Origin of the sequence: Microvenator marinus, assembly GCF_007993755.1 — a bacterium.
GTDB classification, from domain to species: domain Bacteria; phylum Myxococcota_A; class Bradymonadia; order Bradymonadales; family Bradymonadaceae; genus Allomicrovenator; species Allomicrovenator marinus.
The window spans coordinates 4,270,495-4,295,339 of sequence record NZ_CP042467.1 but is presented as its reverse complement, the minus strand read 5'-3'; the positions used below and the strand labels follow the sequence as shown (position 1 = coordinate 4,295,339).

The following is a 24,845-nucleotide window of genomic DNA, read 5'->3' as shown; positions in this document are numbered from 1 at the left end:
GGACTGTAATTTTCCAATCAGGTTGATGGTTCGGTTGAGCGTGTCCCCCCTGGCTCTCCGGACGTAGTCTTCAACCTTGGGTCTGGTGGGTTCCCCTCCAAGCACCAGACCCGATGACTTGCACCTAGCAAGTCTGCGTTATTGTCACCTCCCCCTGACAAGACGCTGAAAAAAGGTCCTCGCAAGAGGACCTTTTTTCGTTTCTTGGATGATCAATAGGTTTTAATACTCAGGAGATTTCTGGCATAGTGCATGCCATGGCGCCACGGATCGGCGCTTGAACACTTATGCGGACCAAGGAAGGACCGAATGAATATACTCACCAAGATGCTTCCTGAGCTACCTCAGGATACGCTACGTCTCGTTTTCAGAACGCTTGAGGCCCTCAGCGACGAGGCTGGACCCGACGCGCTGGTTGCCGTTGAGAAGTCCCTGGTCTGGATGCGTGTTTGGCACGAGTTGACTTGCTCCGAGTTGGACCCGAATAAGATCGCTGACCTCGTAGAGTCAAACACACGGGTCTCATCCGTCGTCGCCAGACTTTGCGTTGAAGGCACGAATTTCGATTCCGAAGCAGGACCCGAATCAACCCTCGAACACCTGATTCAAATTGACCAACAACTCCAGAAACTGGATGGCCTATCAGCGGCTGAGCAAGTGGACGCGGTGTTTGAGAACACGGAGCTTCTGCTTAATTTTGTTGGAGAACGAAGCGGCCTCATCGCGCTGATGAAACTTGAAGAGGCCTGGAATCCTCGGCGCCTCGACCACACGGATCTAGGCGAGCGTTCGAAGAAGTTTGAGTTCGCCGCGATCGACCACCTACGTGCGCATGGATTCATGCCTGTCGTGCGCGCCGCGCTCGCGTTCGAGGTGGACGGTCCCGAGTTCCACGAACTCAGTGCTTTCCGAGACAACCCGCACTTAAGGGAGCTCGCGAGGGCCATCGCAGCTTCGCGGCAGCGCGTCTTTGATGTTGTGCGAGGCATTCGCCCCGTCCGAGATCTGGTCGCCTGGGTCAACTACCTGATTGTCGGCACAAAGGCGCTTTCACACGCTCTGGGTTTGAGTCGAAAGGAAGCCCTTAGCTTCGCGCATTTTTGTTTTCACGTGGTCAACTTTTCGGACTTGGAAGGCACACTCGGTGCGGAGCTCAACGAGGAATGCCGCCGCTCCATGATGGATGTTGAAGATGCGCTCAAGGAGATCGCGCAGATGCGCGCTTCGGATGAGTTGGTGGATGCCGCTACCCTTGAGCGTGCGATCGATCCATGGCCAGCAAAGCCCAACCTACACCGCCTCGCAGACCGACTGGCGCGGCTCTCTGGCCTCTGGTTTGAAGGCTCACCGTCGAAGGGATTGGTCGGCATGGGTCGTATTGACCTGAGCCTTTGTCAGCCATTTATCGATGCGCTGGACCAACTTGAGCCTTCGGATTTAGTGGGTGTGAGCGAGATTTTGCGTTCGGCCACGCTCTTAGGCGCAGACTTCGCCGAGGTCTCTGCCTCAACAACGGTGCGGGTTTTCAGCCTGCTCTACAACAAGGGGATCGGCGCTGAAACGTTGGAGCTGGGTGCAATTTGCCAAGACCTTGCGGGACGCCCCGGCCTAGAGGTTGTGCTGACGGGCCCCAAGGCTCTTGAGTGGCTGCAAGTAGGGGCCAATCAAGATTTGGGATTCAATCTTCCGGCCGAGCTTGAACATCTGGTGGGATTGATGGAGTCCGAGACGCTCGGTCAGACGGCTCGCGGGCTTGTGTTGGAGTACTTATCGAGCCACAAAATCGACACCACCAATTCGGCGATTCTTCCAGTCGATCGTGACGTCAAAGTCTCCGAAGCGCGTATGAATTTTGACGACGGGATTGGCGCTTGAGACGCCGTCCCCCTCAAAATTTCTCACGCTATCAAACCTGAGTTCGATACCATCCTCGTTGAGTTTGTTGACCTCGGGCGCATACGTTTGGCCCTCGTCATGAAGCCGGAATGAGGGCTTCAAGATGGAGAGTTCGCGAGGTAACTTTAGCGTCACATCGTCGCGCCCTAGCGAGAGGTCAAGACCCACATCACTGGAGTTAAGAAGCCCAGTGAGCATCTCAGGGTCCACTTTCATCACGTCAAACCAGGTCTTGCGCTCCTCAGGCGGGGGAGCGCTCTCTGAAGTCCTGGCCAATGCCAACCGGTACTCGTCCGAATCAACCCAGACCACCGCTGTGTCCGTCAAGAGAATTGCACGGGTCAGTACGATATCATCCACTCCACGAGTTTGCCCGAAGAGCGGATACTCCACCGTGAGCGAGCCAAAATTCGTTGTCGCGTGCTCGGTCACGACCGGTACGGTTTCGCCGACCTTGAACACTTGAAAATCGTCTCGATGCATGTCGGTAAAACGCACGGCTAGAAGCAGGGTGGCGTTATGCAGGGGTTTAGGGGACTGATTCTTGACTGAGACGTCGAGCTTTGAGCCAATCAGTGTAGGCTCGGCCTCCAAAAAGAGGTGAGAATCCTCCACAAACAACCCATCAAAATAGGCACCGAGATAGGACTCACAGAACTCGATATCGTTGAGCACGAGGTCCCAGCTGGCCTGATTTCTCCTACGTGAGAAGTGATCGAGGACCTTCTTCTTCCCCTCCTCCATATCGCCGGCGAGAAAACTCACGCGGGCCATGTGCAAGTCCGGACTGAAGTAGCCGGCGCCGAGCATGGTGGCGGAGTATTGATCGAGAATGATTCTGCCTTCGCGGGACTTCCTCAAGAACCCACGAACCTCATAGGGGTCCATCATATCCGAGAGGACCTCAGCCTGCTTCGGGTAGTAGGCGGCCGCTTGTTGGTAATTAAGACGCGCATCGTCCATGCGCCCCATTCGCTCGTAGGCCACTCCAAGGAGCAAGAGCGCTGGGGCACTTCTGTCCGGATTCTCCTGCATGTATTCGCCAAGCAGGGTCACTGCTTGCTCGAGGTTTTGGCTCTCCGGCGTTTGAACGGCTTCGATGAGCGCGCGGGCCTTTAGCAGATGCGCCTCAGTCTCCTCAGGGGCCATCTCGATGGCCTTGTCGGCCGCACTTGCGGCAGTGGCCCACTGGCCCTCAGCGGCCGCGAGGTAGGCGCGATCCCGCAAGAGCACCAGTTTGTCCCACTCGGCAATGTACTTGTAGTAGACTTCGCTATACTCGGTCATGACTGAGATAAGCTCGACTTCGAGCTCAGCGAGCTCGTCGAGGAGTTCCTTCTTGATGGCCTGGTCTTTCCTCAGGTCCTCGAGCACAGTCTTTGCCTGCTCAGAATCAAGCGAAGGCATCACGCCGGACATGATGTCCACGTCGGCCTTCGCAAGTGAAAGAGCGGAGAGCACGGTACGTGTGACCGTGAACGTAGACTCCTGGTTTTCAAGCTTGGTCTGGGTCGCGTAAAGACGCTTCAGGATGCTCAGCACCTTGAGACGCGCCTCGAGCACGTCAGGCGCCACACCGCGGTAGTCTTGACGGGCCATATACTTGAGATAGTCCTCGAGCGAGCCCTGTGCATCAAGCGCGCTATCGAGGCCGTGAATGACCTGCACGGTACGATCGATATCGTAGCGCGGTTCAGCCTTGGCCTCCTCAACGGCTGCTTCAATCGGATCAAAGAGCGCGTCAGCGGCCCTTTGTTGTTCCAGACGTTCCTGGTGGCCAAGATACGCCCAGATGCCAAGGCCCACGCCGATTAGAAGCACCACGCCCAACACAGGCATCCACCACTGCACTTTTGCTTTTTGACTGTCCATCTACGCCTCGTGACATCACTCGGGTCTAAGAACGATACGGCCGCGAACGGTCGCGCGTTCGGTGGCGGGGCAATCCATGGTGACCCCGCGCAAGAGCCCTTTAACACATGATTTGAGCTCTGGAGATACCTCGCCCGTCCAGCTGGTGGAATGGGCGACGTGTTCGCCCTGCCCTGCCACCTCGAGAATGAACCCAACCTCGGTTGGTGCCTCCGTCAAATCAGCGCACTTGCGGAGGTTTTTCTCGTTGAGATGAATCGAATTCAAATGGGCGATGGGGTCGTCGCTGGACAAGAGTTGAAGCTCGGCCCGCTTGCTTTGAGCCCGGGCCTCGTTTTCTTTCTTCGCCAGAACCTTTAGGTGACCTGAAAATCGGCGTTCACCAGACTTTTTCTCGACCTTTGGGAAGCGCACACGCTTGAGGGCTTTGCAAAAACAATCCTCGGATTTGGGCTTACGCGTGTGCCTGCGGTCTGACTCGCACGAGTTCACCTTGCCCGATTCGGCAATCGATACCAGGAACCTGTCTGGGCCTTCGTCGCAGCGGCGAGCCTGCTTGGCCGCACGCTGAAGCGGCTTCTGAAATGACTCGTCCCAGGTGCCATCAATATCCTCAACTACAAGATAGGGCTCCTTGTACTTCCCAAGTTCTACTGAAGTGCCTTCAACCTCAGCCTCTTTGGCCACCGCTGCAGCGCTGGTCAGTTCCTCTGCCCAATTCTCAGGGTTCGCGGAGAGCTCGTAGATTCTCGTTTGCGGGCCGCTTGTGGCCTTCAACGTACACTTTTCAGCGCCACAGACTAGGCTCGGCCAGACCACGTTGACGCCCTCAAATCCCGCCGCGGCAAGGAATGGATCTGGGAGCACTTTGCAGGCTTTCTGGTTTGGCAGTTTTCCTTTCTTGAGGACCTTCATCTCGTCCTCGAGCTCGGAATGATCTTTGATTTCAAAGAGATCATCAGCCTGAAGTCTGGACTCGAGCGCTCCGCGCAGGAATTCGAGCTCGGATTCAAAGAGCACCACGCCCCTGGCCCTCGGTGTGGCGACGACCACGCGCTGAACCACCGGCTTTGGCTTTTCCTTGACCACCTTCTCCCGCGTCGGTGGAGGCAGCTCGCTGCCTTCCTCGCCTCTTAGAGACGAGTGCATTTCTGAAGGCTGAGATTCAAGCTCCTGGCTCGTCTGACCTTCATCGGCAACTGGTTTGGAATCTTGAGGCGCAGAACAACCGATCAGCAGGGCACTTGCCAGTATCCACAAATTTTTCATCTTAAAACCAAGCTTTGTTCTGAGGGCAGAGTACACCCAATGAAATGTTTTTAGAACATCATGATTCAGATCACAGAGTCACCATCTTGAATTTGATATTCATTTTCACTGAGACCTTCGAGAGACGACGATGTTGGACCTTATCAATGCAATCATGAATCCGTTACGCTGGATTCACATCATGAGCGGCGCTCTATGGTTTGGGCTGGTGTTCTTCATCAACGTAGTGATCCTTCCGGCACTTAAAAAGAATCCAAAAGACCCGGTGATCTTGGACGAACTCTTCCCAAGAATCTTCCGTCTCGCCTCAATCGTGTCCGCGACGGTTGTGGTCTCGGGAACCTTAATGCTTCACGGAATGGTGGATGGGGATTGGACACGACTTTTGAGCTCAGGTCGCTGGGGCCACGCCTTGCTCTTGGGCGGAGGATTGGCCTGGGGCATCACAATCTTTCACTTTGTGGTGGAGTCGATTCTCGCCAAGAGAATGGGTTTCGACTCATCCGCAGACCCACAGGCGATGGCCAAGTTCCATGTGGTAATTCAGAAAGTACCGCGGGTAGCCATGGTTGTTCTGAGTGCAATATTCCTACTCATGATGATTGCAGCCAGAGGAATCTAGACAAGGATCAGTTGCAGTTCTGCAGGCTTTGAATCCATTCGCTGAGCAGACTCACGCCGTCTTCATCCACGAGTGTGGAGCCGATTGGTGGCATTCTATGCACCCCGCGTGTGGCTGTGCGCTGATAGATCAACGAACGTTCCACGGACCCAGGCGCAAGAAGCGCGGCGTCGGGAATGTCTAGAGTATTGTAGACGGGCCCATCGCAGAGGCCGCGCTCCGAGAGGTCTAGCCCGGCACGCAGGTCAAACGTTGTCCGGAGGGTCGCGTCCGAGCGATGGCAACCAGCGCAATTTGTGTGCATGTAGGACTGTGCCCGTTCGTCCAAGGTGGCCTCACCTTGTGGATCTACGAGGCGAGTGAATTCGGTGTCGCGGGCGTTGGAGAGCAAGCCGATATTCTCCAAGGTGTTGACCTGGTTTGCGAGTCGATTCGTAGACGCGTAGTAGCCAGCGTGATCGAGCTGTCCGAGCTCGAGACCCAGCGATCGGCCGGCTGCCGCTGTATGACACACCATACAATCTGAGCGACTCGGATAGATCCACGTCTGAGCGCCAAACTCCTTGGTTTTTCCAGCCAAGAGCAGGTCGGCATCGGATTGGTCATCCCTCCATTCGTAAGAATATCCTGCCCACTCTCCATCGTCGTGACGCACAAAGAGTCTGGTTTCGATGAGTTTGCCATCGAGTTCAAACGACTTCACAAGCACGGTTCCATTAGGGAAATCGAAGTCTCCGTCCGGGCCGATGCTGATATTCTGGCCTTCTGGGAGCGCCATCCACCTGAACTTATCCGCGCCGTCAGACCAGAACTCGGCTTGCGGACGATATGGAATCAACCCTGCCGCAGGCTCCGTGGGATCTTCCGGGTTTGCGCAACCCGTTGCGCTCAGAGTCCTTGGGAAGTTGTCTTCCCCGGTCTGGTCGGCAGCCTGAACCCTATGAATCGTTCCGCCATAATTGAGCACGAAGAGCTCGCCGTTATTGGCTTCGGCGAATGAAGACACGTTGAATCCAGTGCCGATAACTTCTTCAATTCCAGCTTGGCCGTCGGTGTCGTAGACGACTCTCCAAATGCGGCCAGAGACGTAATCGCCAAAGAGATAGGTGCCGACGAGCGCCGGAATATCAGTGCCCCGGTAGACGTAGCCTCCAGTCACGGAGCGGCCCTGAGAGTGTGGGTAATCGACCACCGGATCTATGTAGTTTCCGTCGCATGGTGAGCCACCAAAGCACTCAAAACCCTCCTTTCGGTTCCAGCCATAGTTTCCGCCGAGCTCGATAATCGAGATCTCCTCGTGTGCATTTTGGCCCACATCTCCGGCCCATAGCGTGCCAGTTTCGCGATCAAAGCTGAATCGCCAGACATTGCGCAAACCCCAGGCAAAAATCTCATCTGCGCCGTCTTGGCCCACAAATGGGTTATCAGAGGGCACGCCGTAAGGCTCGGCGCCATCGACGTCAATCCTCAAGATGGACCCGAGCATGGTCTCGATATTCTGACCGTTGCCGTCGGGGTCGCCTCCTGAGCCGCCGTCTCCAAGCGAGATGTAAAGATAGCCGTCCGGTCCAAAGTCGATCTGACCACCGTTATGGTTCGAATAGGGCTGGCGCACCTCGAGGATCCGCCTCTCTGAGGCAGGGTCTAGCGACGCGAGGTCTTGGTTCGCGCTAAACTCGGAGATAATCGAGTGCAAGTTGCCGTTGATATTGGCGGTGTACGAGATAAACACCCGCGCCTCTTGAGGCCAGCCTGGATGGAAAGCGAACCCGAGCATGCCGCGTTCTCCTCCGTCGATGACTTCTGAACGATGGTCGATGAAGACGTCAGATTCAGAGACATCGGCGCGATTCTCAAAGCGCATGATCCGGCCAGGTTGTTCAAGCAGGTACCAATGTGTGTCTGAACCCGGTGCCTGCTTCATGGCGAGCGGCTGATTGAAACTAAGGGACGAGAACGCGCGCTCGAGCTCAAGACCGGTGGTGGAGGTCGGGCGTGCCGGTGCCACACAGGTGGTATTTGGTGGCCTTTGGTCGAGACCAAACTCCGCGGGCTCCGGCTCAGGCCCCTGGTCCTCGCCCATATCTTGCGGGTTATTCGGGCCCGTAGTGTTGTTCGGCGCGACCGTCTGATTCGATGTGTTATTCGAGTTGTTCGAGACTACGGGGGCGTCATCCGAACAGCTCGCCAAGACGAGTGTGAGTAGTAGAAGCTTCTTCATTGAATCCCAGACAGAGGCAGCTCTGCGCGTTCGACAGGTGTTGAAACCGCGAGAATACAGTAGGATAGACTTCAAATCCACCACTGCTTCTACATCGCCTGAACGTACGAGAGACTCTGCGCAACCACACCGCGTCTTTCACCAAACCCGAGGTCCACCATTGGGAAGTAGACATGGCCACCATCATCCACCCAGATGACTTTTAGATTCGGGCCGGCTTTGGAAACCCAGGGTTCAACGAGTCTTCGCGGAATCATTGGATCGTAGGTGCTACCGACGTAGAGACACGGGATGGTTAAGTCGGGAAGCACGGGCCCGACGCTGCTCTTTTGGTAATAATCTTCTACGTCATCAAAGCCAAACCGAGGAACGATCGTCAGCTCATCAAACTCGCGGATGTATCGAACCTTTTGGACACGCTCGAGAGGCGTCTCGGCGCGGCCTGTTTGAGAGGCGTACGCAGCGTAGAGGTCTCGCAACTCCCGAAGGATATACTCGCGATAGATCTTTCGCGACTTGCCATCGAGCACCTTAACACCTGGCGAGAGGTCAACCGGAGAGCCGATGGCGACCACCGATTTAACTCTCTTGTCTAGTCCTTCAACGGCCGCCTTCAGCGCGATGTGCCCGCCTAGAGAAAAGCCCATGACCACGATATTTTGATAAGCCGAAAACTGAGGGCTTGCGATTGCGGCGTGTAAATCCGCCGTCAGTCCCGCGTTGTAGAGGTCCTGTCCGGAGGCGTCGGCCCCTCGCAGCGAGAGTCGAAGCACGTCATACCCCATCTGGAATCCGTCCTTGGCGGCGTCTCGCATGTAGGTGGAATCGGAGCTTCCGCCAAGACCATGGAGGAGAACGAGCAAGGTCGAAACGGTCGGGTCACTCAGCGGGTTCGAGTGAAAATGAACTTTCCCGCGAAGCGTAATCCCACCGACTTCAGGGTCATCTACGTGGCCAACCCACTCGGTGGCGGGGTCCTTTCGGGGAATCCAGCCAGCCACCGTAGGCCCGACGGTGTAAAGGTGCCCGAGTACGCTCTGTATCGGCTCAATAATCATAGGAGAACGCCAGGGTTCAGGATATGCTTAGGGTCGAAAGACGACTTCATGGCGTCGAGCGCGGCGATTGAATGTGGGCCAGCCTCTTGATGCCATGCATCGCGGTGAATTCGGCCGACAGCGTGATGGTGCGTGATGGTGCCGCCGTTGGTCCGGAGCGTTTTCATCGCCTCGTCTTTGATGGTTTTCCAGACCTCGATTGCGCTCCGATCGCGAGTGGGCATCGGGGCCACCCACGTATAGTAGGGCGCCAATCCGTCCGGGTAGATATGGGTGATTCGACAGGTCAAAAACCCTCGACCACAGGTGCGCTTTAGAACGTCTTTCATATTTGCGATCACGGCGTTGTGGAGCCGTTCGAAACCAGACCAAGTCACGGCCGTTTCAAAGGTATCGGCAAAAACTCCCATCGTCAGCAGAGCGCTCTGCATGTATGGGCCGTCCAAAAAGGCGCTTTTCCACCTTTCGCTCTCCTTTGCTCCCGGCCCGTTGGTATCGATGTAGACGGCACCGTCGCACTGGCCGTGGTGGTCTCGCGCGATTTCCAAAGCGCGCTCCATTTGCGCAGCAAGCGGGCGGTCAGCGGACTCGAAGCCAAGAACCAGGATGTTCGAGCCGTCGAAACTCACCTGATTCATCAGCGCCTCACGGGAGTCGAGCAGGCGCGCGTTTGCTGGGTTTAGGCCCGATTGAGCGATGGCACGCAGGGCCGCAATCGCGTCATTCCACGCGGCGAACTTTACCGATGCCTGAGCCTTGTATCTGGGGCGTTCTTGGAGGCGCATCCAGGCTTTGGTGATGAGCCCCATAGTTCCTTCCGAGCCCGCGAACACACGGTTCATATCAGGCCCAGCCCCTGAAGCCGGATACTCACCGGTACGTACCGCGCCGCAAGGCGCGACAACCTCCATCCACTGAACAAAGTCTTCGATATGAGTTCGTTGCGTGGCAAAATGCCCACCTGAGCGCGTGGCAATCCAGCCACCAAGTGTGGAGAACTCGAAGCTCTGCGGGAAGTGCCTAAGCGTGAGACCGTGTGGGCGAAGGGCGTCCTCGATATCGGGTCCAAAAGCCCCGGCCGCAATCAGGGCACCTCGGGACGTTTTATCGATCTCCAGCACCCCTGAAAGATTGGACGTATCAAGACTTATCGTGGGGTATTCAGGGTCACACTCCACCCCACCTACAACGCTCGTCCCGCCGCCATAAATCTGGACTTTGACGCCACTATCCTGTGCCCAATCATAGACTTTTTCTAGTTCTTCGGTGGACGAAGGCGTCGCGACGGCGAGTGGCGCAGGCCCAAAATCCCCGAGGAATCCTCGCATGAGGTCCGGCCAGCTTCTTCCATAGGTATGCCTGATGCGCGCGTCGTTGGTGGTATCCAGCCATGTGGCCTTGAGCTCGGTTCCAGGCAATTCCACCGCTTGGATAGGGACGGCTTCCTCCACCTCACCTGCCTTAATCCCGAGCACACCCTCGAGCAGCTCGGCGAGCCTGTGGCGTTCTTCAATGGAGGGCATCTTGTGCTCCCAGCCCCATGCCCAGTGACTTCGTCGTTTTGGTTGCGTCATATTTACAAGTACAATCGGCTTGTAGCCGCTTGAGATGAGTGGATTTGACATTCAACGCTATCAGAGACCTTGGTGTGTGTGTAGTTCTACACCACTCCACTATATCGGAGGGCGTTCAGAATTGATGTGATTGAACCGAGGGCCCGAGTCGGACCATGGTGATGCAAGTAGACATAAGCGCTTGCCCCCCCCCCCCCTGTTTTTGCTAAGCTCAGGATTCAGGCTTCGTTCAAAACGAAGTGTGAGTTGACCACAAAGCCCTAGAACTGGAGGGACCATGACCATCAAGTTTTTAATCACAACCTCAACCATTCTTACCTTGCTTACACCAGGAGTCTTGTCGGCTTATGACACTGAGCTGCAATGCACCAGTGACGGTCCGGGGGACGATGCCGCATGTGTTGTTGAGGATTTCTCGACTTATTCAACACCAAGCTTTCTTGGATCCAATTTCACATCACCCAATGGCTTCTTTTTTGAAAGACTAACAACGGGACCACAGTTTCAAATCCAAACGCTTGGAATAAACGGAAACTGGCTCTTTGTTCCCGGCCAGAGTTCGGTGGTACACTTCCCGGTATCTGGTACTGTATTTACGTTTGCTCTAACCGGTGGCGGATACTTCGAGATTTCGACTTTCGACACCGGCGGAAACTTTGTTCAGACAATTCAGACCAGCGTATTTAACCAAACGAAAGTGGTCAGATTGGGCCCGGTGGACGAGATAGCCTATGCGATCATTCATCACATTACCGACTCATGCGAGGTCGATTTCAACGAACCATACATAACAGATGTGAGAATATGCGAATTCTGAGTTTGATTCCCGTTGGGTGGGTCGTCTTAGTTTCTGGATGTTCATCCGAACCTGCGACTGATCCGGAGATTCCTGACATGGACATGAATTGGCCCGGAGACATGTTCGTTCCACCGACTCCGGACATTGGACAGGATTTGGAATCTGACCAAGATGACCTAGCGGATTTGGATGAGCCAATTTTGGAAAAGCGCAAGGTCAACGCACGAGTGGCAGGCCTACGAGAGTTGGCGAACGGCTATTTCATCGCTCCTCATCGCAGCTATGCGCCACCTGAATACAACGAATTCGTCTACAATCTCGCCATCTTCCGACAAGGAGAAGATTGGTTGGAGCGAGTCGCAATTGGACCTCAATCGGCGCAGCTCGCGGCTTTACCTTTTGAAGACGGTGCAATCATAGTGCGCGAGGAAACCGAAACATCGACTCGACACGTTGAATATTACGACCTCACCAACGGAGAGTTCGACCTCATTGCGGAGCTACCAGATGCCAACCAATTTGGGCGCATTGATTCGATATTGCCCTACGACGTTGGCCCCGTTCTGGTGACAGAATTTGAGTTTGTCATCCTGCGCAGGAGGCTGCTTGGACTTGAGGCTACAAATCGAATCGACAGAAGATCGATTATCGAAGAGCGTTACCCGAACACTACCGGGTCGAGTTCCGCAGACCGACAAGTCATTCGTGATTCAATGATTTATCGACTCTACTCGACTGCTGGTCGATCAAGGCTGGTCTCTTGGGATTTGTCTAGCCCAGAGAATGTGTGGGTTGGTGAATCTGAATGGGTTGACGGAAGCTTTAGTAGAATGGTTCTCTCGGATGTGAACTTTGCATTTGCCAGTAACGCCCCATATGTACACGTCTTCAATCTCATGCCCACACCATCTCTTGCGGCAACGTGGGACCTCAGCGAGTTTGCACCCGGGGATACCCACACTTTTTATCTCAGTGTTTTGGGAGACTGGTTGATTCTCGGTAATCGCGAGACGTTTAGCGGAGAAACCGAGTATCGAGTCTATGATGCCAATTCGGCAGAACCCGTATGCCTTGGTGTATTGACGAATCTAGAGCTCAAAGAGACGTCCTGGCCTACCACTTTGGGCAACAGAATATTCTTCCAGTTTTCTGAACAGTTAGAGCCGCCCTTCTGGGATGTAAAGGGTTATACAAAAGATCAGCTTCAATTGGGCGAGTGTGAATAGGAGAGATCTATTCAACTAACGCGGCAGAAGACCTCCGGTTCCCGCGTTGACGAACATCTGCGCATAGAGCTCTGCTGCGAGTTCAACTTGTCGTAGTTCAACGTGTTCGTCGGGCGTGTGGGCCACCTCAAGACGTCCAGGGCCAACTACCACGGTAGGCATCCCTGCGGAGTGAAACATGGCGGCATCTGAGTGACTTCTGAATGCCGAGGGCTCGAGCTCGGAAAACGTGTCCCTATAAGCCTTAGCGAGGGTCTCAGGAAGGTCTGAGGCCGCGAAGCCGGGCGATGCAAACGCTATCTCAAACTCAAGCTGACAGCCACCGTGGTCTGCCCTAGTGTCAGCCAAGGTGGCGTTCAACAAAGCCTCGACCTTTTCAAACTCAACGTTAGGCGGAAGGTGAATGTCCAAGACGGCTTCACATGATTCGGCAACCGCGAAAAGTGGTGACCCTCCGTCGATTTTACGTGGCGTAAGGGCCACCTCACCCCCCCATTCCATCTTTCGCTGTGCTTCAAGAATGCGCGTCATCCACGCGAGCATGGCGTGAATCGCATTGTCCCCAACCTCGGGCAGAGCCGCGTGAGCTCTAGCCCCGCGGGTGGTTAGGAAGCACTCGTAGTATCCAAAATGAGAGAGGCATAGCTTGAGATCGGTGGGCTCACCGATAACCACCCAGGGATGCAACACACCGCTATCCTTGAGCTCTTGAATCAAGACCTCGGCACCATCGCCATACTCCTCTTCACCGACCACTAGCGCGAGCGTGACACCGGATTCAAGCGGCGAGCGACGCTCTCGCAGGCGACGCATTCCTTCAATTGCCGCCACGCAACCTGACTTCATATCGGCAGAGCCGAGCCCCCACATGATGCCGTCCTCGACGCGCGGGTGTCTGTGTTCTTCGTCGTAGAGCGCCACGGTATCCACGTGACCCACCCACACCAATGAGGCTGGTTGCGGCCCGAGTTCCACGATGAGGTTGTACCTCTCCTCGTCCACCATTTGTTTGCGATAAGGCAGGCGGGCCTCGTCAAGAATCTCACCAAATACCTCGAGCACGCTTTGCTCAGCCCACGTAGGACTATAGGTCTCCACAACTTCACGGAGCCAGCGCTCAAGGCGTTCTGGGCTAGATTCTTGGGTCATTTGTCGTGCTCGTCTTTTTTCTTAGGTTTATCTTCATCTTTCTTCGCGCGGTGCTTTTCGTATTTTGGCAACTTGGTGAGATTCATGGAGAGGTAGACGTGGCGCTGGTCCTGCCCAAATCCGATGCGATGGAAGAACTCGATCGCGTCGTCATTTTCGCCATCTGTATCCACGAGCATGATTCGGGCTCCCTCATTGATGAAAGCGTCGGTGAGGCGTTTGACTAGCTTCTTTCCGATACCCATGCCCTTGAGCACGGGACTCACGCCGAGCCAAAGCATATAGCCATATTTCCATGAACTACGGCGTTTCTCGATCATTGCGCCCAGCGCAAAGCCGACCACTTCATCGTCGAGTATGGCCACAAAACAGGTGTCCCCATCCGTCATGTAGAGGTTCAGAACCTCGTACTCATCCCAGGTCCTGTGGAGGCTCGACCACAAATCAGCCGTAAAGAGCTTTTCTCCCAGCGCGTAGACGGGCGCCAAATCCTCAAGCTCAATCTCTCTGATTTCGACCTTATCTTTGGCCTTTTTCTTCTTGTCCTGACTTCCTTCCGAATCCACAAAATCCTCCGCTCAGGTTGTTGACGGCGATTGTATCAGGCACCCCGAGACCTGTCGTTCTAGAAACATATACAAACCGTTCCACCGTTTTCGGGCGAGCCAATCGGTGTTGCTCGCCTACACTAAAGTGGTTAACCTGCAGCAGTATGGCTCGCCAGAAACAAAATCCTAAGAGGCGCCTTGTGTCCTCAATTCCGGACCAAGCCGAACTCGAAGAGTTGGTGGCGAAAGTTTCCTACAACGGCAGCCCGTATCACAAAAGAAATCCTGGTGATTTTGGACTGACGCCTCCGTCTTCCCCACATTTCGAGAAGACGCTCTGCGACCCGACAGAGATCACCGAGAAGGAGTTAGCCACGAAGCTTTTAAAAGAAGGCATTTCTCGAGGTCTGGTCAGCGAAAATTTCTTGAATGGCTTCCCTAAGAACGTATGGTCGGTTCATAACGGTTGGGTACTGGAATCACAGCTGGAGAATGAAATCAAGGGCGAGTACCATGGATATCCGTTGACTGAGGATGACCCTCTTCACGCGATGGTCAAGAGCTGTTGGGAGGAGTCCTAACCATGAACGACTTGGCATTTAAGGTGAACAATTGGGTCGAGCTCACGACCACAGACGAAAAGGAACGGGCTACGGCCTGTGAGTTGCAGATTACTACAGCGAATGAATCGCTCTTCATGGTGGAAGATCTTCGCTCCCAGTCGACTCGTGAATACATCAGAGTATCTGCATACCCACTTGCTGTCTGGTTGGTGGAGAACTACTTTCGACTCAAACATGAAGTCCGAGTCACCGACGCTTTCGATCATGCCCTTTCTCACCGACTCTCAGCGATTGGCTCAGGCTTCATTTGGCCCAACATCGACTTCAGCGCAGATGGTGAGAGGATCAAAGTAACGGTAGCAGATTCGACCAAAACTGGAATTTCGCCGGTGTTTATTCGCGGGAACACCGAGCCGTTTTGGATATCTTATGAGGCATTTGATTCTGCAGTATCCGAACTGATTAGGAGCGTAAACGCCCGATTGGATGATCGAGGGATTCCTAGTCACTATCTGAAAGAGCTCTGGCAATGTGTTGCCAGTGAAAAGAGCGACCCATTGCGCCAGCTCGAAGCACAGGTTGGTCTTGACCCAGAAGGGCGTTCGGAGGAATTGGAATTTTGGAAAGATCTAGCTCAGAAGTATGGAGAAGCGGAAGTCTTAAGCTTGGCAGGGAGCGCGTCCAAACTAGAAACGGAAGCACTTTTTAGCGCCTTTGAGACTCGTCAGGGTTCGCCATCTAAGGAGATTGCGGCCTTGCAGAAACATGTGCGACCTCCCCAGTCAGTTGCATGGGACCTCGGTGCTCAAGGCGCGAAAATGCTCCGCCAATATCTTGCGAACGTGGATGCTCCTCTGCACGACATCCCGTTTTTAGATTCATTCGGTGAGACACCAGACCTTACGGTCTCGGGCGCGATTTCCCAGAACGAAGAGATTAAAATTCTCTTGAGGTCGGCCGCTCATCCAAAGAGCCTACGCTTCGAGAAAGCCCGACTACTAGGGGACCTTTTGCTTTTTCAGAATCAAAAGATTTCAATGGTGACGACGGGTCTAGAGTTCCGTCAGAAGGCTCAGCGCGCCTTCGCCGCAGAGTTGCTTGTCCCAACAGAAGCACTGAATAAAAACCTTCCCTCCTCGGGCGAGTTTGATGATGACGCAGTGTTCCGCCTTGCGGATGAATATGATGTCTCACAGGTCTGCGTAGTGCACCAAATACGAAATCGTAGACTCCCCTATCGGTCTCAACTGAGCGATTAGAATCGAGCGACAAGATGAGGTGGAGATTACCAGGCCTTGGAGTCCAGAAGTTCGGCCAACGCCGGGCTGTGGTTGTTGGCGAAGCCGTGGGTTTGTTTTTTGAGCTGTGTATCGAGCCCGACTTGAAAGGCCATAGCGTCTCGCATCATGCGACGTACGATGGGCGAGGCGTCGGAGACGTCGTTCTTGTCCCAACCACCTTCGGGGCCCGTGAGTTCGTAGACAGGGTCTCGGTCTCCATTGAAGAGTTGGTATTTCCAGTCTCCAATTCTGGCACCGCGCAAGAAGGTGTTGTGGTAGCTGAAGCCGGCGCGCGGATGACGAGGCGTGGGGTCGAGCATTTCCGTGACAAGGCTGCGGCCCTGAACAGATGCGGGGATCGCGATTCCTGCGGAGTCCAGTGCGGTCGGCATCAGGTCCACAACTTCGACGTCGTCCGGGACTCGTAGGCCGCCTTTGGTCCAGGGGCGATAGCCGATGATTAGTGGGATATCCACAAGCTCCTGATTCACGCTGATGCCATGTCCCCATTTCCCATACTCGCCGAACTCCTCGCCGTGGTCCGAGCTGACGATGATCATGGTTTGGTCGTGAATTCCCATCGCGTCCAGAGCCTCGAGCATCTTGCCGAACCAGATATCGTTGTAGGTGATCTCGCCCTTGTAGAGCGCGTGCATGTAGCGTGCTTCTTCAGCGTTTAGAGAGACCTTGCCAGCGGCCATATCGTGCAGGAGTTGACCGGTTGCACGCGGAGAGACTTTGCCGACTTTGCCGCCGGTATGATACGGCGCCAACTGCTCTTGTGGCGGGTCGTAGGGGACGTGTGGGTCCACGGTGTTGATGTAGAGTAGTGCGGGCTTGTCCTTGTTGGTCTCGACGTGTTTTTGAAGCCAGGCATGGGCCTCTGGCCAGAGGTATTCGGAGTCTGAAGGGCGATTCTCACGGATCGGATTGACTTCCTTCTCCATGCCTCGCGCAAAACCCCAGGTATTGGAGACGTAGCCGTTGGACGAGTAGAGGGCGGTGGCCCATCCGGCCTGCTTGAACGGTTCGGCGAACACTGCTCCATCCTTAGGTAGGCGCGCCTTGTCGGTAATCATCTTGTGAATGGGCGAATACGTGGACGTAAAGATGGAGGCCGAGGTTGGGAGCGAGCTATTTCCCTGGCAGGTGGTGCGCTCAAAGACCACGGCTTCGTTCTTTGCCCATTCATCGAGGATAGGCGTCTTCACATCCGTCTTAGGGTTGTAGAGTGGAAGATGGTCTGCACGCAGGGTGTCGACAATCCAGACCAAGACGTACTTAGGCGCGTCAGTCTTTGGCCGTTTGGCCTGCGGTTTGACCACGAGTCGAGGGTTCTTGAAGGTCACTGGCTCTGCTGTGTTGTTGACCATTTCAAATCGAAGCGGTGTGCCTGGATACACAGAGAGATCCACGGGGAGTCGGCCACCGTTCTCGGATTTCACAGTCTTTCCGGGCTTTCCATGTGGGGTCACGACGATCTCTCCCCTGCCCTCAACCATCGTCTCAAACGTGGCCCCCTTGGCTGGGGTCAGATACCATTGCAGGCGCGTTTTGGGCGGCAAGGTGATGGTCCGAGCCTCGGCGTCCACCATGTTTGAGATCCGCGCGGGCTCCTTCTCGGTAGCCTGAGGGCCCACCTTGATCCAGTCGATGGCTGCGGCCGCACGAAGTCCGCCTACGTCCTGAGAACGTGAGAAATGAAGGCGGAGCGTATGCTCCTGATTGACCTCATAGCCTGCAGGCAAGTCCACGGAATAGGTGTTGAACCCTTCTCCAATCTCATTGAGGGAGGCGAACTTCTTTTCCTCACCGTTTGCGGCACGGAAGAACAAGTCCGAGCGTTGATTTCCATAGGGCTTGAGCCGAACCACCATCTTCCAAGGCTCGGCGGTTTTTCCTTTGAGCACCGGGTCATAGAGCGGGAAACGCACGGTGCCGCCCACGCCTTTAGGGAGCGCGTAGTGGAAGCCTTCCTCGGTCTTTCCTTGATGCCACGGGGCGTTCCACGAGCCCTGAATGTACTTGAGGTAGCCAGCAGCTCCCATGTCCAGAACCACACCTTCGTCCCAGATATGGGCTAGATGGCGATTGTCCACGAAATCAAAGATGGTGGTGAGATTTTCATCGGTCGCGGCAGCCGGTTTAGCCTCGGACTCCTCAGCTTTGGCTTCTGGAGCTTTCGCCTCCGGTTTTTCTTCGGGACTTGGGGCCGTAGCCTCTGGCTTGGAATCACATCCGACCGCAAAACCGAGGACTAGGAAAAGAAGAACTGATTTGAACATGAGGGAACCTCTCACCGCGCTACAATTAGGCGGCGAAAGATGTCATGAAATCCGAAAAACCAAAACCAAAAGCGTACGCGGGCCCTAGTGTTGCCTGACCGAGGCCCGCGAGACCTTCTCTTCATGGAACCAGATTTCCAGGGTAAGCAATGAGCCGCTGCTATCTCCTAGCCAGTACGAGAAATCACCTCGCCATTCGTCGCTCTCAAAACGCCTGTGGGGCTCGCCTAGACGATCTAAGACCTCGTCGGGGGTTGGGCGCTCATCCATAAGCCAATCCACCACGTCGGAGGCCATACGTTCGCGTGGCAAGCGGTCAAACCTCCGCTCTTTATTGTCATGCCATTCAGCGGCAACAAAGTCCGTGTTCGTTGCCATGCGGTAGGCAAACGGAGACAAGATCGCGACTGTAATGATGAGTATGAAAATCAAGATTACGATGCCAGTCGTCTTCAAAAACCCCAAAACGTTCCGGACGGTGTTGTTCATAAAGATTCACCACCAAGGCCCGTACCTCTTCGAGCGTGGCCCATCCTTTTTCCATTGCGTCCACTCAGCTTCCATTTCTTGTTGAGTCGCACTCCGATTGGACCATTTATCGGGCGGTAGTATATCTAGTGTTCCATCCAGAAGTGCCTTTTCGCAAGCATTTAGACAGGACTGGTCGCTCGGGATCTTATCCACAAGGTCCCGACCACATTGATTGTTCTTTTCGTCCATAAGATTCGAAGGTGTACCTACATTATCGGCAGGCGCGTCGAGTGGAGATTCGTGATACCAAGACGCCAACCTTGCGATAGTTCTCCCGTGAACTCTCGTCATGCGACAATTCATGGTGCAATGCCTTAGAGCATCCACAGGTCCATCTCCTCCTCCGGCGTTATTCCCAGTTTGAACCGCATCGCTAGCCGCAGAATATGCGGTTGACTGAACACCGAGTAGATACATCGTTACGGCAGCTCCGCCACCAACCAGAATGGGAACGACGAGAAACGGATTTTCACCGTTTGAATCAACAAAGGAAGTTGGCGCGTTGGCAGCGTAAACCCATGGATGGATTCCTCCACCAACGGCCAAAGGATCCGGTGAAATCCATCGCCCAGACAGTGGATCGTAGTGGCGAACGCCAAAAGTTACCAAACCTGTATCCGGATCAGTCAGGCCCGAGGCGAACCCGAAAGGCTGAAACCCTGGATTGGTATCGCTGAGCACACGGCCCCATGGGTCGTATGTCAGTTCTTGAACCACCGTTCCCGACTCATCCACCACCCGGCGTACGCTTCCAAGGTAGTCCGTCACAAAGACGTAAGTTTGACCGTTTCGCACCATATAGGCGGGAGTGGACTCTCGTTCTCCATAAACGAAGACCGACTCAACATCTCCGTTTGAGTCGACCTCAGCACGCGGCCGGTTGGAGTCATCGTAAAGATACACGAAGTCCACCACACCGTTTGTGGACCTTGAGACCAGGCGTCCCACGGTGTCGTAGTTGTACTGATAATCTACGCCTGAGTCCATGACTCCCGTCATACGGTTCAACCCATCGAACTCAAAGGTTTGGTTGATGCCACCACCATTTCGGGACTGCAGACGACCAGCAGCGTCAAAATTATAAGTAACGGCACCGACACTTTGAAGGCGGCCAGCCGCGTCGTAGGTTTGCGCCTCGCCGTTCGCGCTCAGCCTGTTTCCACGCTCATCGTAGGTGTAGCTGGCCTGCGAGGTTCCTCCTTCTGCCCAATCGGTGAGTCTTCCGGCGCCGTCGTAGGTGTATTCATGGGTTCCCGTTCCCGGGCCGGCGAGCACCGAATGGGATTGAACTCTCAGGGCGCTATCGAACTCCAAGACCTCTTCGAAGAGCACCGTTCCTCCACGCAGCCATGTCACAGACTCTGGAAGCCCAGTGGATGTGTAGGTAATCGACTTAGTAACTCCGGCCACTTCGGTGGACTCTAGAAACGCCACATCGGACGCCCACGTGAGTTGCAAGTCGCCAGCCTCCACCAGGAGTCCATCGTCGTCAAAGGCATGGTCAACAACCTGACCTCCAATGGTTCTTCGGCTCACCCGGAAGTCAGCGTCAAAATCACGCTCGATGCTTGCGCTCAAGGCTCCGATACTGGTCTCAAAACGCGTTCGCAAGGACCCGTTATACCCAAAGGTCTGCGCGACATTATCAGCCGTCGTGCTCAGTATGTGCCCCGTTTCCTGATCGTAGACAAAGCTCATCTGACTGGTGCCACTCGAGGCCTCTTCAATTCTCCCGGCCGCATCGTAGACGGTGGTTATCGGGGTGACACCGGGCGCCGTGGCCGAGACAAGTCTCGAATCCATACCCCAATCAAAGGTGAACTCGGTGCCATCCGCCCAGCTCATGGACGATAGACGGTTCATGGGATCAAACTCATTGGCAATCCATGGACTTGGCGTACTGATTGAAGTCATATTGCCCTGGCCGTCAAAGTTGAAATCATAATCTGAACTTGCCGTGGTTGAGTTCACGACGCGCCCAATAGCATCACGCTCAAGGTCCAACCCCTGACCATCTTTGCGCTCAAAACGCGTCAAGAAACCAGACCCATTATAAGTCGCGCTCGTCTCGAACTCTCCCCAGGTCATCGTGGACTTCAGGCTTCCGTCATACGTGTATTCCACGGGATCGAGGGTGCCAGCTTGTGCACGAATCACGCGACCGAACTCGTCGAAAACCGCGGTTTGTGTCCGGCCCTCGGGGCTTGTCATCGTCAACGTTCGCGAAGCCGTGTCGTAGACCGATTCCCAAGTTTTATCGTTGACCGTGAGTAGGTCGCGGGTTTGCTCAACATCGAGTAGGTCCTCAGGATTGTAGTCGGCCTGCCGCTCAACGAGCGTCCGGCTAACAAGCCCGTTGGGTTGCTCAGTTTCCATGCTCGATGTGTATCGCGCTTGCCCACCAAATCGAGGGTCGTCCGACCGCGAGGTTCGTGTCACCACACCGTCAGGGCGAAGCGTGGTGGTGATGCCATCCACGGTTCGAGTCCGCTGCCACGTTCGGCCCGCTGCATCTGTGGTTTGGCGTGCTGTGAAACCTGAATCTCCGCGTGCATAGACCATGCTGCGCCCATCGGACGCCTCCATGGTTACGGTGCTTCGATCAGCCTCAAAGGTCTTCCAACTGCCGTCCGGATGGTCCACGCGAGCGAGCCCACCATCTGCCGAAAACTCGTACTCCGTGCGTTGCCCGCGGCCGTCTACATAGGCCGTAATAAGACCGTTTTCGTCGGTCTCGAACACACGCGTTGAACCATCCGCGTACGTCAGACCGGTCAGGAATCCGGCCTCATCGACGTCGAGGTCGGTCCTTACGCCATAGTATCCCTCAATGGCACGTGGTGCCCCATTGGCGTCGCGTTCAATCGTGACCCGCTCCCCAAGCGGATTGACGAGTGCCGTAAGGAGTCCAGCTTCATCGTACTCAAACGTGAGCACTTCCACGCCCGTGCGCACGTTGATCATCTTCAGCGGCCGACCTGAGGTATCGAAAGAGGTCAGCACACTGCCGTCGGGATCGATGAGTCGAATACCGGAGGCATCGAGCCCTGGAGTCGAGCTCGAGATTATCCGATATCTGTCACCTGCTTGCGAAGCGTTCGCCGACGTATCCTGCACAATGATTCTGCCGTCGTCGAATTGGGCAACGGCGTATAATGTCGCGAAGAAGACATCCACAGCGGGGATGTTATCTGCGTTTTGACGCCGTTCTTGCTCTTCATTCGAAAGCCCTACTAAATCAATTATGAGCGACCCTGCGATGAGGTTCAGCGCTCCGTCATCGGCTTTCCACAGGCGTACAGTATCTTGTTCGCGGCCTACGGCGAGCGGACCACCCTCGGCCGATGCCTCGAGTTGAAGCAGTCCGATCGCGTTTCCATCGTTTGCCCATTCAACTTCAAGTCGTCCATCGGAGGTTAGCTCGATGATGGAGCCCACCCCGTCTATCCAGAAGAGATTTCCATCTCTTCCGCATGCCATCTGGCCGATTCCGCCCAGATAGACCTCGGTCGCTACGGCTCCGGAGACACTCGCGGGATCATATTCCTCACTACCGTTCTCAGGCCTGCCAGCCACCACCGTTGCTGCCCCACTGGGCTCCACACGGAAAATCTCTTCGGAGCCTCCGATGAAGAGACCGTGACTACATACCGCAATACTGAATCCCTCCAGATAGTTGTCGTAATCTCCACCACAGCTACCAGCGTATTCTTCATAAACCCCGCCATCGATATCAAGCCTACGGATACACCCACTGTTGATGAAATACAGGGAATCGTCTGGCCCTGCGTCTACCGTACCAACAAACTTCCAACGATCGGGATCGCCTCCGACGCCACAGTCCGACTGCCCCAAAAAGCATTCGTCCAAGAACTCACCGTCGCCCATCAGACTCCCACCGACTTCCTCAACGTCTCCGGAAGTGTTCATGACGTAGACCTTCCTCAGTCCGAGAGCCAGTCCTGTCACAAGTGCGACCCGTCCATCGGACAACGGGAACATATCGAATGCTGGCCCTTCTTCGGCACTCCACGTCGTGAACGTGCGGATGAGATTTGAAACGTTTGCAGCTCCTTTCTGAGCGGGTCGATCAGGCAGGATCAACGAACGGTCATTTCCATTGTAGAAACTCTGGACATCAAGCGCCCACCCAGCCATTCCGAAAGCTGTACGGTTGTCGTAGGACCCGAGCCTTCCCCGAAAAACCTGTGAATAGGCTCGCTCAATTCTCGCTTCACGCAACTCCTGAAGTGTCTGTCCGGGGACCCCAAACGCCTGCTCAGAGTTGGCCGGAATCACGTAGCTCACGTCGTAGATATAGTCGACCTGCACACGGACCGGCACTTCGCGTGCCACAGTCTGACCGTACGCATTGGTGCCATCCCAATCGAAGGTCCAATCGAGGTTGGGTCCTGGGTCGACCTGATGCGTGAATTCGCGGCCGGCAACCATGACTTTGGCTTCGATTCGCTTGAGAGAGTTCGGCACGGAATCACCCGAGAGCCTAACGACGAGACTTCGACCACGGCCGGGGACTCGGTCACTTCGATACCAAAGCGAAAAATTTGTTCCAGGCACCGGCAAAGCGTGCGCAACCACACGGTTTTCGCATTCGATGATGGAGCCACTTTGTTCGCACGGGTCCTGCTCGGGCTCAGGCGGAAAGTCTGGGATTTCGTCAGGGTCTAGGGGAATTGCGTCAGGCGGAAACTCGGTGGGCCAGTTTAGGTCGTGCGGACTAAAGTGCACTACCGGAGCGCGCCAGAGCTCAGTCCCGTCGCCGTATGCGCCTACCACTGAACGAACCTCTTCCCCAGTGATTCCGAGCGCGCTGAGTGCTTCACCGGAGTCTTTCGAACCGTCACCGTCTACGTCAAAACCACCGTCTACGATGGCCACGACCACACCGTTGTCGTTGGGCACCCACGAGTTGGTTTGTTGCCGATCGTAGGTCCCAGAAGGCACGACGGAGCCCACCGGAAACCCGAGGAAGTTATCCACGTAGAGCGAGACGGGCTTGTCGAACTCAACCGTATCAATCTCCACGTCACGGAGCTCATCGATGCTCATTTCAACGGCATAGGTGTATCCCGTTTCCTCAGGAAGCAGGCCGGGCATCGCAGCTGGGCCAGACTCGCCCACCGTATACTCGGTGGCCCGCACGTTGAATTCGTCGAGAACGGCTATTCGACCATCCGCAAGCCGGACGCGGGCTTTGGTTCCCTCTTGAACGAAAGCGCGCGAGGTACGTGCTCCATCATCATCCGAGACAGGCGTAGAGTCTATTAGAGCAGCCTCGCCCGCTCGAACTCGTGTGACCACCGAATCTTGTGGCGTAGCGACGACCGTTCTGCCATTCGAGAACGCATTGGATTGGGCCTCAACCTCAGCATCCACGCCAAGAACGTTGTCGTCTTCAAACCGGATGACCGTCTCGCCTTCGGAGGCATTGATCACGAAGTCGACCCAACCGTCAGGCCTCGAGAACGTGTAGCCGTACTGGGTTTTTCCCGGGATCCTTGCACGTACACCTTGAAGCGGTTGAAACTCGCGGTCCAAGATTTGGGCTCGGACAACCGAGACGTCCGATTTGTTCAGTCTATCGAGGTCTACCCCTTTGACGACCGAGTTTTCCCCTTCAACGAGAAACTTCACCGATTCGTAGAAGTTTGAAACCTCGGCTACTCCAACTGGCCCAGCCAAACTCGATGGGTCGGCCGGCTCAAAACGGCATGATTCATGCCGTTGACAGATCCTTTCTTCGCAATCGGTCAGACCGTTTTCGTCGTCGTCGATTCCGTTACCGCAGGTTTCAAATATCACCTCCGAAAAGGCGACTTCTTCGGGCGATTCACCCTCATCATCATCACATCCTCCGCACGCGGCGGAGAACAAAGTAATCGCTCCAATGAGACTCCAGAGACTCAAACGCATAACCGTCCTCAGTTTGTA

At 55.2% G+C, this 24,845-nt stretch carries 16 protein-coding genes; 6 read left to right on the top strand and 10 right to left on the bottom strand.

All coding sequences use genetic code 11. From position 1 onward, the window contains the following. Positions 1–309: 309 nt before the first annotated feature. Positions 310–1,875, top strand: coding sequence for a hypothetical protein (locus FRD01_RS17680; protein WP_146961992.1), 1,566 nt, complete (start codon positions 310–312; stop codon positions 1,873–1,875). Here FRD01_RS17680 and FRD01_RS17675 read toward each other — a convergent pair. Then, complete coding sequence (locus tag FRD01_RS17675; protein ID WP_146961991.1) at positions 1,768–3,768, bottom strand: tetratricopeptide repeat protein; 2,001 nt, start codon at positions 3,766–3,768, stop codon at positions 1,768–1,770. The two genes, FRD01_RS17680 and FRD01_RS17675, sit on opposite strands and share 108 nt — an antisense overlap. A gap of 15 nt (positions 3,769–3,783) precedes the next feature. Next, positions 3,784–5,037, bottom strand: a complete 1,254-nt coding sequence (locus FRD01_RS17670; protein WP_146961989.1) for a hypothetical protein — start codon at positions 5,035–5,037, stop codon at positions 3,784–3,786. A 181-nt stretch (positions 5,038–5,218) separates the two neighbouring features. Here FRD01_RS17670 and FRD01_RS17665 point away from each other — a divergent pair, with 181 nt between their 5' ends. Further along, positions 5,219–5,659 carry a hypothetical protein gene (locus FRD01_RS17665; RefSeq protein ID WP_249755716.1) on the top strand — a complete coding sequence of 147 codons (441 nt, stop codon included), beginning with the start codon at positions 5,219–5,221 and terminating at the stop codon, positions 5,657–5,659. Positions 5,660–5,666: 7 nt separating this feature from the next. Here the strand turns inward: FRD01_RS17665 and FRD01_RS17660 are convergent, their stop codons facing one another. The 3 genes from FRD01_RS17660 to FRD01_RS17650 all read right to left on the bottom strand — a co-directional run bounded on the left by FRD01_RS17660 (position 5,667) and on the right by FRD01_RS17650 (position 10,563). Then, positions 5,667–7,880 (bottom strand): PQQ-dependent sugar dehydrogenase, encoded by a 2,214-nt coding sequence (locus tag FRD01_RS17660; RefSeq protein WP_146961985.1) that lies wholly within the window; start codon positions 7,878–7,880, stop codon positions 5,667–5,669. Between the two features lie 89 nt (positions 7,881–7,969). After that, positions 7,970–8,938, bottom strand: coding sequence for an alpha/beta fold hydrolase (locus FRD01_RS17655; protein WP_146961983.1), 969 nt, complete (start codon positions 8,936–8,938; stop codon positions 7,970–7,972). Next, a complete protein-coding gene (locus FRD01_RS17650) occupies positions 8,935–10,563 on the bottom strand; it encodes an FAD-binding oxidoreductase (protein WP_146961982.1) in 1,629 nt (542 codons plus the stop codon). The genes FRD01_RS17655 and FRD01_RS17650 overlap by 4 nt, the downstream gene beginning before the upstream one ends. Before the next feature lie 226 nt (positions 10,564–10,789). On the opposite strand from FRD01_RS17650, the gene FRD01_RS17645 reads away from it, so the two are divergent. After that, positions 10,790–11,329, top strand: coding sequence for a hypothetical protein (locus tag FRD01_RS17645; RefSeq protein WP_146961980.1), 540 nt, complete (start codon positions 10,790–10,792; stop codon positions 11,327–11,329). Further along, on the top strand, positions 11,317–12,537 hold the full coding sequence (locus FRD01_RS17640) for a hypothetical protein (protein WP_146961978.1): 1,221 nt from the start codon (positions 11,317–11,319) through the stop codon (positions 12,535–12,537). Before FRD01_RS17645 ends, FRD01_RS17640 begins: the two co-directional genes overlap by 13 nt. Before the next feature lie 15 nt (positions 12,538–12,552). Here the strand turns inward: FRD01_RS17640 and FRD01_RS17635 are convergent, their stop codons facing one another. Both FRD01_RS17635 and FRD01_RS17630 read right to left on the bottom strand, forming a co-directional pair. Further along, the gene (locus FRD01_RS17635) at positions 12,553–13,686 is read right to left on the bottom strand and encodes a M20 family metallopeptidase (protein ID WP_146961976.1); all 1,134 of its coding nucleotides are present in this window, start codon (positions 13,684–13,686) and stop codon (positions 12,553–12,555) included. Continuing rightward, a complete protein-coding gene (locus FRD01_RS17630; protein WP_146961974.1) occupies positions 13,683–14,252 on the bottom strand; it encodes a GNAT family N-acetyltransferase in 570 nt (189 codons plus the stop codon). Before FRD01_RS17630 ends, FRD01_RS17635 begins: the two co-directional genes overlap by 4 nt. Before the next feature lie 182 nt (positions 14,253–14,434). Between FRD01_RS17630 and FRD01_RS17625 the strand changes: the two genes are divergently transcribed. Together FRD01_RS17625 and FRD01_RS17620 are read left to right on the top strand one after the other, a co-directional pair. After that, a complete protein-coding gene (locus tag FRD01_RS17625) occupies positions 14,435–14,815 on the top strand; it encodes a hypothetical protein (RefSeq protein WP_249755715.1) in 381 nt (126 codons plus the stop codon). Between the two features lie 2 nt (positions 14,816–14,817). After that, positions 14,818–16,056, top strand: a complete 1,239-nt coding sequence (locus FRD01_RS17620) for an ImmA/IrrE family metallo-endopeptidase (RefSeq protein ID WP_146961972.1) — start codon at positions 14,818–14,820, stop codon at positions 16,054–16,056. A gap of 26 nt (positions 16,057–16,082) precedes the next feature. Here FRD01_RS17620 and FRD01_RS17615 read toward each other — a convergent pair whose 3' ends face one another. From FRD01_RS17615 to FRD01_RS17605, 3 genes are all read right to left on the bottom strand, one after another. After that, a complete protein-coding gene (locus FRD01_RS17615; RefSeq protein WP_146961970.1) occupies positions 16,083–18,362 on the bottom strand; it encodes a sulfatase in 2,280 nt (759 codons plus the stop codon). An 84-nt stretch (positions 18,363–18,446) separates the two neighbouring features. After that, entirely contained in the window at positions 18,447–18,851 is a 405-nt protein-coding gene (locus FRD01_RS17610) for a hypothetical protein (protein ID WP_146961968.1), read from the bottom strand. Positions 18,852–18,857: 6 nt separating this feature from the next. Continuing rightward, positions 18,858–24,827, bottom strand: coding sequence for an RHS repeat-associated core domain-containing protein (locus FRD01_RS17605; RefSeq protein WP_146961966.1), 5,970 nt, complete (start codon positions 24,825–24,827; stop codon positions 18,858–18,860). Positions 24,828–24,845: the final 18 nt, after the last annotated feature.

What these genes read in the sequence shown, in the direction of transcription:
- FRD01_RS17655 (WP_146961983.1), bottom strand. Translation starts at nt 8,938, where the DNA reads ATGATTATTGAGCCGATACAGAGCGTACTCGGGCACCTTTACACCGTC.
- FRD01_RS17670 (WP_146961989.1), bottom strand. Translation starts at nt 5,037, where the DNA reads ATGAAAAATTTGTGGATACTGGCAAGTGCCCTGCTGATCGGTTGTTCT.
- FRD01_RS17650 (WP_146961982.1), bottom strand. Translation starts at nt 10,563, where the DNA reads ATGTCAAATCCACTCATCTCAAGCGGCTACAAGCCGATTGTACTTGTA.
- FRD01_RS17675 (WP_146961991.1), bottom strand. Translation starts at nt 3,768, where the DNA reads ATGGACAGTCAAAAAGCAAAAGTGCAGTGGTGGATGCCTGTGTTGGGC.
- FRD01_RS17605 (WP_146961966.1), bottom strand. Translation starts at nt 24,827, where the DNA reads ATGCGTTTGAGTCTCTGGAGTCTCATTGGAGCGATTACTTTGTTCTCC.
- FRD01_RS17660 (WP_146961985.1), bottom strand. Translation starts at nt 7,880, where the DNA reads ATGAAGAAGCTTCTACTACTCACACTCGTCTTGGCGAGCTGTTCGGAT.
- FRD01_RS17610 (WP_146961968.1), bottom strand. Translation starts at nt 18,851, where the DNA reads ATGAACAACACCGTCCGGAACGTTTTGGGGTTTTTGAAGACGACTGGC.
- FRD01_RS17640 (WP_146961978.1), top strand. Translation starts at nt 11,317, where the DNA reads ATGCGAATTCTGAGTTTGATTCCCGTTGGGTGGGTCGTCTTAGTTTCT.
- FRD01_RS17680 (WP_146961992.1), top strand. Translation starts at nt 310, where the DNA reads ATGAATATACTCACCAAGATGCTTCCTGAGCTACCTCAGGATACGCTA.
- FRD01_RS17620 (WP_146961972.1), top strand. Translation starts at nt 14,818, where the DNA reads ATGAACGACTTGGCATTTAAGGTGAACAATTGGGTCGAGCTCACGACC.
- FRD01_RS17615 (WP_146961970.1), bottom strand. Translation starts at nt 18,362, where the DNA reads ATGTTCAAATCAGTTCTTCTTTTCCTAGTCCTCGGTTTTGCGGTCGGA.
- FRD01_RS17645 (WP_146961980.1), top strand. Translation starts at nt 10,790, where the DNA reads ATGACCATCAAGTTTTTAATCACAACCTCAACCATTCTTACCTTGCTT.
- FRD01_RS17665 (WP_249755716.1), top strand. Translation starts at nt 5,219, where the DNA reads ATGAGCGGCGCTCTATGGTTTGGGCTGGTGTTCTTCATCAACGTAGTG.
- FRD01_RS17635 (WP_146961976.1), bottom strand. Translation starts at nt 13,686, where the DNA reads ATGACCCAAGAATCTAGCCCAGAACGCCTTGAGCGCTGGCTCCGTGAA.